9 protein-coding genes, 1 other RNA gene and 1 other annotated feature are annotated in these 11,309 nt (G+C 37.9%); of the genes, 1 reads left to right on the forward strand and 9 read right to left on the reverse strand.

The window, feature by feature from the left end; genetic code table 11:
* Positions 1-42 precede the first annotated feature (42 nt).
* The 4 genes from ssrS to NYE61_RS03605 all read right to left on the reverse strand — a co-directional run bounded on the left by ssrS (position 43) and on the right by NYE61_RS03605 (position 3,995).
* Positions 43-237: non-coding RNA, 6S RNA (ssrS, locus tag NYE61_RS03590), on the reverse strand.
* Positions 238-429: 192 nt separating this feature from the next.
* Positions 430-2,205, reverse strand: coding sequence for an aspartate--tRNA ligase (gene aspS, locus NYE61_RS03595; protein WP_303447337.1), 1,776 nt, complete (start codon positions 2,203-2,205; stop codon positions 430-432).
* Between the two features lies 1 nt (position 2,206).
* Positions 2,207-3,490 carry a histidine--tRNA ligase gene (gene hisS / locus NYE61_RS03600; RefSeq protein WP_303447339.1) on the reverse strand — a complete coding sequence of 428 codons (1,284 nt, stop codon included), beginning with the start codon at positions 3,488-3,490 and terminating at the stop codon, positions 2,207-2,209.
* 63 nt (positions 3,491-3,553) lie between these two features.
* Positions 3,554-3,775, reverse strand: a binding site (T-box leader).
* Positions 3,776-3,821: 46 nt separating this feature from the next.
* Positions 3,822-3,995 (reverse strand): hypothetical protein, encoded by a 174-nt coding sequence (locus NYE61_RS03605; RefSeq protein WP_158586224.1) that lies wholly within the window; start codon positions 3,993-3,995, stop codon positions 3,822-3,824.
* A gap of 114 nt (positions 3,996-4,109) precedes the next feature.
* Between NYE61_RS03605 and NYE61_RS03610 the strand changes: the two genes are divergently transcribed.
* Positions 4,110-5,165: an N-acetylmuramoyl-L-alanine amidase gene (locus NYE61_RS03610; protein ID WP_095307149.1), complete on the forward strand. Its 1,056-nt coding sequence runs from the start codon at positions 4,110-4,112 to the stop codon at positions 5,163-5,165.
* A gap of 80 nt (positions 5,166-5,245) precedes the next feature.
* On the opposite strand, the gene dtd is transcribed toward NYE61_RS03610, so the two are convergent.
* The 5 genes from dtd to NYE61_RS03635 form a co-directional block, all read right to left on the reverse strand.
* On the reverse strand, positions 5,246-5,692 hold the full coding sequence (gene dtd / locus NYE61_RS03615) for a D-aminoacyl-tRNA deacylase (RefSeq protein WP_303447342.1): 447 nt from the start codon (positions 5,690-5,692) through the stop codon (positions 5,246-5,248).
* 37 nt (positions 5,693-5,729) lie between these two features.
* A complete protein-coding gene (locus tag NYE61_RS03620; protein WP_095307151.1) occupies positions 5,730-7,931 on the reverse strand; it encodes a bifunctional (p)ppGpp synthetase/guanosine-3',5'-bis(diphosphate) 3'-pyrophosphohydrolase in 2,202 nt (733 codons plus the stop codon).
* A gap of 181 nt (positions 7,932-8,112) precedes the next feature.
* Positions 8,113-8,625, reverse strand: coding sequence for an adenine phosphoribosyltransferase (locus tag NYE61_RS03625; RefSeq protein WP_095307153.1), 513 nt, complete (start codon positions 8,623-8,625; stop codon positions 8,113-8,115).
* Complete coding sequence (gene recJ, locus NYE61_RS03630; protein ID WP_303447344.1) at positions 8,615-10,930, reverse strand: single-stranded-DNA-specific exonuclease RecJ; 2,316 nt, start codon at positions 10,928-10,930, stop codon at positions 8,615-8,617. Before recJ ends, NYE61_RS03625 begins: the two co-directional genes overlap by 11 nt.
* Before the next feature lie 56 nt (positions 10,931-10,986).
* Positions 10,987-11,304 (reverse strand): lipopolysaccharide assembly protein LapA domain-containing protein, encoded by a 318-nt coding sequence (locus NYE61_RS03635; protein WP_095307155.1) that lies wholly within the window; start codon positions 11,302-11,304, stop codon positions 10,987-10,989.
* Positions 11,305-11,309: the final 5 nt, after the last annotated feature.

Genomic DNA, 11,309 nt, shown 5'->3' on the forward strand with positions numbered 1-11,309 from the left:
AAGGACCCTTTGGTCCTTTTTCCTTTCTCGTTTATGTATTCGGTCAATCCCGATTGTGCCGTTCTATCTTGAGCTTTGATCCCGCTTCAGACAGGTGGGTGCCCAGTTTTATAGATATCATGCTTCCAGGAATGAATAATCATAAAGGCATGCATTCACTACAAAAACAAGAACGAGCTCCCAAGTATACAATTGTTCGGTCAAAATACTTATAATAGACGAACACATCAGGATTGAAATGAAATTTGCTGATTTGTAAATTTATCTTAACACACCAGATGATTTTTTTCAATATTTACAACTATTAAATTTGAACTCATCATTTCTTCCTTCCTAGTTTGAAAATGACTTGTTAGCCATGGTCAATCTAGGAAGGATTGCTTAATTGCTTTCCGTAATATCCGCACTCATTGTAAAAGTGTTTGTAAATTATTTAGTTGCACTTTTCTCTGAAAGCTTGATAGCAAGTTCATCTAGCTGTGCATGACTAACTTCACTTGGTGCATTTGTCATTAAATCAGATGCAGAGGCAGTTTTCGGGAAAAGAATTGTATCCCGCAGGTTCGATCTACCAGCAAGCAGCATGATAATCCGATCAAGACCAAGCGCTATGCCACCATGTGGTGGTGCTCCATACTCTAAAGCTTCAAGCAGGAACCCAAATTGTTCTTGAGCTTCTTCTTCTGTAAAACCTAACACGTTAAACATATGGTCTTGCTGTTCTTTCTGATAGATACGAATCGATCCTCCGCCTAGCTCATAACCGTTCAACACAAGATCATACGCATTTGCTTTAACATTAGCTGGGTCAGTTTCTAATTTACCTAGGTCTTCCTCAACTGGCGATGTAAATGGATGATGTGCCGCAAAATATCTGCCTAATTCCTCATCATACTCAAGTAACGGCCAATCTGTTACCCAGAGAAAGTTGAATTTTGATTCATCGATAAGCTCAAGCTGTTTAGCTAGCTTCAGGCGTAGTGCTCCAAGGCTGTCATATACGACAGAGGTTTTATCTGCTACAAATAAAAGCAAATCTCCATCTGTTGCTTCCGCTTTTTCCAAAAGACTTGATTTTTCATTCTCCGTGATGAATTTAGCAATAGGTCCTTTTAATTCGTCTCCTTCTACCTTCACCCAAGCAAGTCCTTTGGCACCATACACCTTTACAAAGTCGGTTAATTTGTCAATATCTTTACGAGAGAAGGTAGCAGCCTTACCTTTTACATTTAAGAGTGCAACCTTCCCACCTGATTCAATTGCCCCTTGGAACACTTTGAACGTTGAGTCCGCTAAAACATCCGATACTTGGACTAATTCAAGTCCAAATCTTGTATCCGGCTTATCAGAACCAAAACGCTCCATCGCCTCATCATATGGCAATCGAGGCAAAGGAAGTTCAATATCAATGCCTTTTACTTCCTTAACAACCTTCTGCATCATGCTTTCCGTCATTTCCATGATTTCGTCACTCGTCAGGAAGGAGGTTTCAATATCAATTTGTGTAAATTCAGGCTGGCGATCTGCCCGTAAGTCTTCATCTCGGAAGCATCTAGCAATTTGATAATACTTTTCAAATCCACTTACCATAATGAGCTGTTTAAATAACTGTGGTGATTGTGGTAATGCATAAAATTCACCTGAATGCACGCGACTAGGTACGAGATAATCCCTCGCTCCTTCTGGAGTGCTCTTTGTCAATATTGGTGTTTCCATTTCTAAAAATTCATGGTCATTCAAGAAGTTCCGAATGATTTGGGTTGTTTTGTGACGCAGCTTGAACGTTTCCTGTAATTCATTTCTTCTAAGATCTAAGTAACGGTATTTTAACCTTACATCCTCGGAAACATCAGTCTCATCTTGGATTGCAAATGGTGGTGTTTTCGCTTTATTCAAAATCGTCACGGATGAAGCAACAACCTCAATGTTTCCGGTCTTCATATTCGGATTTATTGTTGATTCATCACGTTTAACAACTGTTCCTCGTACTTCTACAACATACTCCGAACGAATCCGCTCCGCAATTTCTAATGCTTCCTGTGAGTTATCTGGATTAAAGACAACTTGAACTAGTCCTGATTTATCACGTAAATCAATAAAAATTAAACCACCTAAATCACGTCTCTTCTGTGTCCATCCTTTTAGGAGTACTTCCTGGTCTATCATTGCTTCTGTTAATTTTTCTGTATAAATTCTTTCATTCATTCTATTTTCCTCCTAAAAGCCTTTTTCGCAATTCTTCAATTAGATTCTCTACTGGCACTTCTAATTGTTGTCCGGTTTCCATTTCTTTCAAATTAATGGTTTTCCTTTCAAGTTCTTCATCTCCAAGTACTAAAACATATTTCGATTGGAAACGGTCAGCAGCTTTGAATTGTGCTTTCATTTTTCGACCTTGATAATCTTTATCCACTTGGATTCCGTTCGTTCTTAGTTCATGTACGAGTCGTGTTGCTTCTTTTTCAACTTCACCTGATCCGGTTGCAACAACAAAGCAGTCAAGACTCTCATCAATTGGAATATCAATGTTTTCTGCCTCAAGTGCCATAAGCAGACGTTCAAATCCCATACCAAACCCTATTCCAGGGGTTTCTGGTCCTCCAAGATCCTCGATTAAACCATTGTATCGCCCACCACCTGCAAGCGTTGTAATAGCACCAAAACCCTCTGCTTCACTCATAATTTCAAATGCAGTATGGTTATAATAGTCAAGTCCACGAACAAGATTTGGATCAACTACAAAATCGATATTCATTATCGTTAAATATTCTTGAACTTGCTCAAAATAGGTTTTCGATGCCTCATTTAGATAGTCAAGAATTGAAGGAGCTGTTTTCATTGTTGGGTGATCACGATCTTTTTTACAATCGAGCACACGAAGTGGATTTTGCGATAATCGTTTTTGACAATCCGAACAAAGCTCTTCTTTATATGGTTCAAAGTGATTGACAAGCGCTTGTCTGTGGTTATCTCTACTTTCTTTATCTCCAAGTGAATTAATCACTAATTTTAATGATGTTAATCCGAGCTCTTTATATACTGTCATCGCAAGGTCGATTACTTCTGCATCAACTGCTGGATCAGCACTACCAAGTACCTCTACACCAAATTGATTCAATTGACGCATACGCCCTTTTTGAGGACGCTCATAACGAAACATTTGAGCAAAATAGTATAGTTTAACTGGCTGATTTGGATCCCCGAACAATTTATTTTCAACAAATGCCCGTGATACGGATGCAGTGCCTTCTGGGCGTAATGTAAGACTTCTTCCTCCACGATCTTCAAAAGTATACATTTCTTTCTGAACGATATCTGTAGAATCTCCAACTCCGCGTTGAAATACTTCCGTATGTTCAAATAAAGGGGTGCGGATTTCTTTAAAATGGAATCGACCACACACATCTTTAATTTTATTTTCTGCATATTGCCATTTGGCTGCGTCTTTTGGTAAGATATCCACCGTTCCTCTTGGTGCCTTCATACTCATCTCAAAACCCCCTGTTTCCTTATTAATTGTAATAAATTAGAAAAATCCCGTCCCTTATATAAAATAAGGGACGGGATTTTTCCCGCGTTGCCACCCTAGTTGATGCTAAAATAACAGCACCCGCTCTTCACAGTTAACGCCTGCAAAACGTTCATACCTACTCTATTTCGATATAAAACCTCAGGAGTGTCTTTCATTAAGCCATCTGGGAAAATGCTCACAGCCATTGACATTTTCTCTCTACACCAGTGGTACTTCAATTACTTTTTCCTTCAACGGTATTTAATATATATTGGAATGTCTATTATATTAAGCGGAACCGAAATGATTGTCAAGCACGATTCAGCTTTTTCTTTAATAATTTGACATCTTCGATTGCAATTCCTAACTCACTTGCTATTTCCAGATTGGTTCCCCTTCCTTCTAATTCGGTAAATCGATGTAAATCTGGAGATAAAATATCCTTTTGATTTCCAATGTTCCATTGTTTTTCATTCATTCGCACGGACGAACTCCTCCTTATAATTGTACATCACTTTACCTCTAGCTTTGCCTTTAAATGAGATTTTTATTATACTTAGTAAATGAAATAAACTACTTAAGGTTAGGGAGGAACGTCGTGCATTCAAGAAAAATTATATTATTTTTATTTATAGCGGTATTTTTCTTGCTATCGGAACCATTTAACGTTCGTGCAGCTGAAGCTACCATAAATGTTTCAAATTTAAATGTCCGTAGTGGACCAGGTACAGACTATGAAAGCATTGGAAAACTTGATTCTGGTCAAACATTTACCGTCACTGGCCAAGAAAACGATTGGGTAGAAATTAATTTAGAAGATGAAACCGGCTGGGTTGCATTGGAATTCGTTACGCTTTCCGAACCTCAATCGAATGAAACAGAGGAAGGCGAAGTACATAGTGATATGGATAGCATCATTATCCAGCATGATAATACACAGCTTCGTGAAGGGCCTTCTACGGATTATGCCATTGTACATTTTGCTGAAAAAGATACTAAATTAGAAGTTATTTCGGCTACAAATAATTGGTATGAAGTTGCAAATGATGAGATTACTGGCTTTGTTAAGAAAAGTCTTGTCGAATCTAAAGACACTAAATCAAACAGTAATATATGGAAAAATAAAACGATTGTTATCGATGCTGGTCATGGCGGACGTGATGTGGGTGCGATTGGCGCATCCGAATCTTATGAAAAAGATATCGCTTATTTAACTGCACATGAACTCGAGAAAGAACTTTTAGCACTAGGGGCAAATGTACTTCTCACTAGGAAGGAAGATGAATTCATTTCACTAGCTAGCAGGATCACCTACTCCAACATTCTCGACACGGATGCATTTTTAAGTATCCATTATAACAGCATCCCTGAATTCCCAAATGTTTCTGGTATCGAAACCTTCTATTACACAGATCAGGGTGAAAATCTAGCAGAAAAAGTTCAACAGGGCATAATTGAAGAAAGTGGAGAACGAGACAGAGGTATACATGAGGGTGACTTATATGTAATTCGTCAAAACCTTAAACCCTCAGTGTTGCTAGAACTTGGTTTTATATCTAATCCTGAAAAAGAGGCACAGCTACAAACACAAACTTATCAGCAACAGCTTGTACACGGTATTATGCAGGGTCTAGCTAAATACCTTGCAGAATAACAGCATTAAAAAATTCAGTTTAATGAATTCCCTAATAAAAAAATAAGGGATGGCAGATTAGATTGCCTCCCTTATTTTTTCTATTTATCCTTGCTATCAATAATTAGTGTAACAGGTCCAACATTTGTTAATTGTACATCCATCATTGCACCAAATTCACCTGTCTCCACAGGAATTCCTTGCTCTTTAATCGATGCGTTAAAAGACATGTACAGTTCATTTGCAAAATCTGGTTTCGCAGCTTGTATAAAGCTTGGCCTTCTTCCTTTTCGTGTATCACCGTACAGCGTGAACTGGGAAATCGACAAGATACTTCCACCAATGTCTTTTAATGATAAATTCATTTTTTCATTCTCATCCTCAAAGACACGCAAATGAACAATTTTATTTACAAGATACTGAACATCTTCAATGGTATCATCATGTGTCACCCCAAGTAACACGACAAATCCATCGGTTATTTCACCTATAACTTCACCCTTTACCGTTACACTGGCATCTTTTGCTCGTTGTATTACTGCCTTCATTATCAAAAACTCCCTTAATCCAATCAATCAGCACAATTTATTGAACAGTTCGTGTTACTGTATATACATCTCTAATTTGCTTAATGCGTTCAACAACCTTACGTAAATGTCCTGTATTATGAATGAGTATTGTAATTTGTATAACGACAATTCGATTGCGATCAGACTTACCATTTACATGTGTCATATTCGTCTTCATCTCATTGACAACCTGAAGGACTTCGTTAAGCAGACCTCTCCGATCATATCCTGTAATTTGAATATCCACATGGTATTGTTTACGATCTGAGTTGCCTTCTTCCCATTCTACATGCAAATAGCGTTCCTTTGCTTCCTGTGTTTGTACGTTAGGACAGTCTGAACGGTGTACCGATACACCTCTACCTTTCGTAATATACCCAAGAATATCGTCACCAGGAACCGGGTTGCAGCATTTCGCGAGTCGAACTAGAAGATTATCAACACCTTCAACTTTTACACCAGAATCCCGTTTATGCGAACGCTGTGTTTTAGTTTCCGTTTTAACTTCTTCGAGCGTTGTTTCTAAATCTTGTACCTTCTGCTTTGTCTGTCTGATTTTTTCTGTCAGCCTGGTAGCGATTAATGCAGCTGTAATTCCTTGGTAACCGACTGCTGCATACATATCTTCCTCGCCAGTAAAATTGAATTTATCAAACACGCGCTGCATATTCTCAGGAACAAGTACTTCCTTCGGTTCAATATTCAATGCCCGAATTTCTTTTTCAACAGCTTCTTTTCCTTTAATTACATTCTCTTCTCGACGCTGTTTCTTAAAAAATTGTTTAATTTTACTCTTCGCTTGCGAAGTTTGCGTCATCTTCAGCCAATCTTGAGAAGGTCCATAAGAATGCTTTGATGTCATAACCTCCACAATATCGCCATTTTCCAACTTGTAATCCAGTGGTTCCATTTTTCCATTGATTTTAGCACCAATCGTTTTATTTCCGATTTCAGTATGGATTTTATAAGCAAAATCAAGTGGAATGGAACCGGAAGGAAGTTCGATTACCTCGCCTTTTGGTGTGAAGACATAGACCATATCGGAAAATAAATCGATCTTTAAAGATTCAATAAATTCTTCTGCATCATGGGTGTCATTTTGCCAATCAAGAATTTCTCTAAACCACGTTAATTTTTCCTCAAATGATTTCTTCCCACTCTTCACTTGCTTTCCTTCTTTATATGCCCAATGAGCAGCAATTCCGTACTCTGCGATTTCATGCATTTCTTTTGTACGAATTTGCACCTCGAGTGGATCACCCTTCGGCCCAATCACAGTCGTGTGAAGTGATTGATATAAATTTTGCTTTGGCATTGCAATATAATCTTTAAACCTTCCAGGCATTGGCTTCCAGTTTGTGTGGATAATTCCCAGAACTGCATAACAATCTTTAATGCTTTCCACTATAATCCGAACGGCTAATAAATCATATATTTCATTGAATTGTTTATTTTGCTTGACCATTTTTTGATAAATACTATATAGATGTTTTGGGCGACCAGACATCTCTGCTTCAATATTGACATCATTCAATTCGACAGCTAATTCCTGAATTACTTCTTTAATATATGATTCCCGTTCTTCACGTTTTTGCTTCATTAATTGAACAATACGATAATATTGCTGTGGATTTAAGTAGCGTAGAGCCGTATCTTCCAATTCCCATTTAATAGTTGAAATTCCCAGTCGATGAGCTAACGGCGCAAAAATCTCCAGGGTTTCATTAGAAATTCGACGTTGCTTTTCTGGAGGAAGGTGCTTCAATGTCCGCATATTATGCAGTCTATCTGCAAGTTTAATCAAAATTACGCGAATATCTTTCGCCATTGCCACAAACATTTTTCGATGATTTTCAGCTTGTTGAACTTCCTTCGACTCGTATTTAATTTTTCCGAGTTTTGTGACACCATCTACAAGCATTGCTACCTCAACATTAAATGCTTGCTCTAAATCGGCAAGAGTTACTTCCGTGTCCTCCACAACATCATGCAAAAATCCGCCTGCGATTGTTTCTGCATCCATTTCGAGTTGAGTAAGAATACCTGCTACTTGCACTGGATGAATAATATATGGCTCGCCAGATTTTCGAAATTGATTATGGTGTGCCTCGTTTGCAAAGTCATAAGCGCGTTTAATTAGCGCCACATCCTCAGTAGCTAGATACTTTGTTGCCATATTGATAATGTCATTAATTGTTACATTTTCGTCTTTTGCCATGAAATCACCTTTACTAGCCGTCTGCATTATTTAATAATTGATATTCTTCAACAATTGTAGCACATAGAATACGAAACCCTTAAATATTTTTAATTATATGCTTTTCCGTATAATGTGTCCATTGTAAAATCTCTATAATAAGAGGTCTGACGAGAAATAGACGTCAGACCTTATAAAAAATTTAATATGTCATTAATGTTAATACATCATAGTCTTTTAGCTTTTCTTTACCGTTTAAGTAGCCGAGTTCAACTAAGAAAGCACAGCCGACAACGATACCGCCGAGCTCTTCCACTAACTTTATCGTAGCTTCAATTGTTCCGCCAGTTGCCAGCAGATCATCCGTAATCAAAACCCGTTGTCCCGGTTTGATTGCATCTCTATGAATGGTCAGTACATTCGTACCATATTCGAGACCATAATCTACTTTAATTACTTCACGCGGCAACTTGCCTTCCTTTCGAACAGGAGCAAAGCCTATTTCGAGTGCATAGGAAACTGGACACCCTACAATAAACCCTCTAGCTTCGGGTCCAACAACAATATCGATCTGCTTTTCTTTCGCATATGTTACGATTTCATCTACTGCTGCTTTATATGCTTTTCCATCCGCCATTAATGGTGTAATATCTTTAAATTTAATTCCTTCTTTTGGCCAATCTTCAACAATTTTTATATGTTGCTTATAATCCATTTACTACTTCCTCCTCGGGGATATTCAAGTAATCCATACAGCTTTCCATCCACATTTTCAATTCTTCATAATTCGAATAATAAAGCTGTTTCTCAATATCCGCTCTATTCAACCGTTCTTGATATAGCTTCGAGTCACTTAAATCCTTTTTCTCCGGATTTGTCTCCAACTCAATAACTCCATTTTCTATTTTAACAAATCCCAGTTCAAAAAACACGTTTGAAATAAAGATAATTCGATCCTTACTCCAGCCTTTATGGTTCATAATAGTCTGTAGCTCTGTTTTTAAATCAAGCACTTTTCGTTTTCGAACAAGTGCGTAGAACCAAACGAACTCTTCCCTAGATGGAAAAGCTGATAGATACGCACTGTCTTCAATATGATAACACGCAACTATATTAACCGGCTTTGTTTGCTTTATAATAGCCTTTAGCTGTGCAAGGTTAGCCGGCAGGTCATAAATATACAGTGTTTGCTTTTCCTCCAAAGCATGAATTGATGTATCATAGTTAATTTGCTCAACATCTGCATAAACAGGTTCACTGGATGTGGTAATTACAAATGCGTTATTTGTATCTAAGTGCACGTTGCGATTTTTCTTTCCCCTATAATCAAATAACTGCCATTCATCAATCTTCATATCCTCAATAAGAAACTGTGCTTTACGATGACCATTCCACTCGTTGATTCCAAGCTCTCCAACTAATGATAATACTGCACTTGGAGAAATATGCTCGTACAATTCCCCCATACCAAAGCCTATACTATCTAGTGTTTGATCATTTTTTTTGAATAGAAGCTTCAGATGGTTCTTTGCACTACCAATCTTCCTGGCATCAGCCGGTGCTTCCTTCAATTCAAAGACTGGTTTAGGGTTCTTCATACCAAATGGTGCGAGTCTATCGATTTCTTGGACAAGTTCTTCATCGATTTCTTCCACTTTTAGCTGTGCACTAATTTCAATTACCTGTTTAAAATCTGATTCTGTAAGCTCTTCTCGAATAAACGTATCTAACTTTTCTTGTACAAGTGGTAGATTATCAAGTGGGAATGTCATTCCTGCAGCCTGTGCATGTCCTCCAAAATGTGTAAATAACTCTCTAATCCGCATCCCATTTTTGAAAAAATCAAAAGCAGGTATGCTTCTTGCTGAACCTTTAACAGTATTCAATTCTGGTTTAATTGTTAATACAATTGCAGGGCGATCATATTTTCGAACTAATTTGGACGCAACAATTCCAAGCACGCCTTCATTCCATCCTTCTTTCGCAACGATAATTACATCGTGTGTTGCAGAGGATTCCACGATTTGCTGTGCCTCTTGAAAAATGTTATTTACAATCTTTTTGCGTTCGTCATTTATCACATTAATTTCTTCTGCCATTTCCTGTGCAATTTCATCGTCATCTGTTAATAACAATTGAACTGCTAAATCAGCGTTTTCCAGTCGGCCAACGGCATTTATTCTTGGGCCGATCAAGAAACCGACATCTTCTTCCGTCACATTGCCCTCAACTTTACAAACCCGTTTAAGGGCTTTAATTCCTGGATTTTGCGATATCGTTAATGCATGCAATCCATAAAATGCGAGTACTCTATTTTCATCCACGAGTGGAACGAGGTCTGCTATTGTTCCAATTGCAGCAAACTCTAGCAAGTGCTTCGGAAAATAGCCGAGTAGACTTTGGGCAAATTTAAATGCTACACCGACACCTGCAAGCTCTTGGAATGGATAACCTTCTGAGCATTTTGGATGAATGATGGCAAAGCAATCCGGTAATTCTTCTTGCGGCTCATGGTGATCTGTAATGATTAAATCAATTCCTAATTCCTTCGCCACATGCGCCTCATAAACGGACGCAATGCCTGTATCTACTGTAATAATTAATGTGAATCCATTTTCTGCTGCTGCTCGAAAAGCTGCTTCGTTCGGCCCGTATCCTTCTGTAAATCGGTTTGGTATATAGAAATCACAATTCGCCCCAAGCTCTTCCAAAGCTTTTATTAAAACTGTAGTTGAACTGACACCATCCGCATCATAATCTCCATAAATTAAGATTTTTTCATCATTATCTATCGCTTTATGTACACGTCCTGCTGCTCTTTCAATTGAATCAATTTTAAGCGGACTGTGTAAATTTTTAATATCAGGTGATAAAAATTGTCTTGCTTCTTCAATACTCGTTATTCCTCTTTGCTGCAATAGTTGTTTGACAATTGGAGATAATGCAACTGCATCGTCTTCCCAATCTACTGCTGCTTCTTGTAGTGACGTATATTTCCAATTTGCTTTACTTTGTAACATGATTTCACCCCTGACTAATCTATTATACTAGAGACAGGCAGGGGTAGCAATTAGAATTATTTTGTTTTCGTTAAATCACTTCTTTTTTTGCGCTCAGCCGTTTGACCGTTCTCTTCTGATTTAGCAAGCAATCTCGTATTTTCGGCCTTTAATCGCTTGAGTTCCCTTTGTATACGATAAAATCGTATTGCGCCCACAGAAGCTGTTATAATCCCACCCATTAACACCGAAAATAGAATAACAAGTATTAATGGGGATTCCTGCGTCCAGAATAAATAGTTCACCTCGACTGCATCCACATTTGTAACAGCAAAAACAGCTACAATAATAACGAAAATAATGGATAAAATAACGTAGGTTTGTCCTTTTGTCATAACTA

Origin of the sequence: Oceanobacillus sp. FSL W7-1304 (assembly GCF_037969805.1) — a bacterium.
Lineage (GTDB): Bacteria > Bacillota > Bacilli > Bacillales > Amphibacillaceae > Oceanobacillus > Oceanobacillus profundus.

Coding starts and splice junctions, on each gene's coding strand:
- aspS (WP_303447337.1), bottom strand. CDS start 2,205: ATGAATGAAAGAATTTATACAGAAAAATTAACAGAAGCAATGATAGAC.
- hisS (WP_303447339.1), bottom strand. CDS start 3,490: ATGAGTATGAAGGCACCAAGAGGAACGGTGGATATCTTACCAAAAGAC.
- dtd (WP_303447342.1), bottom strand. CDS start 5,692: ATGAAGGCAGTAATACAACGAGCAAAAGATGCCAGTGTAACGGTAAAG.
- NYE61_RS03620 (WP_095307151.1), bottom strand. CDS start 7,931: ATGGCAAAAGACGAAAATGTAACAATTAATGACATTATCAATATGGCA.
- NYE61_RS03625 (WP_095307153.1), bottom strand. CDS start 8,625: ATGGATTATAAGCAACATATAAAAATTGTTGAAGATTGGCCAAAAGAA.
- recJ (WP_303447344.1), bottom strand. CDS start 10,930: ATGTTACAAAGTAAAGCAAATTGGAAATATACGTCACTACAAGAAGCA.
- NYE61_RS03635 (WP_095307155.1), bottom strand. CDS start 11,304: ATGACAAAAGGACAAACCTACGTTATTTTATCCATTATTTTCGTTATT.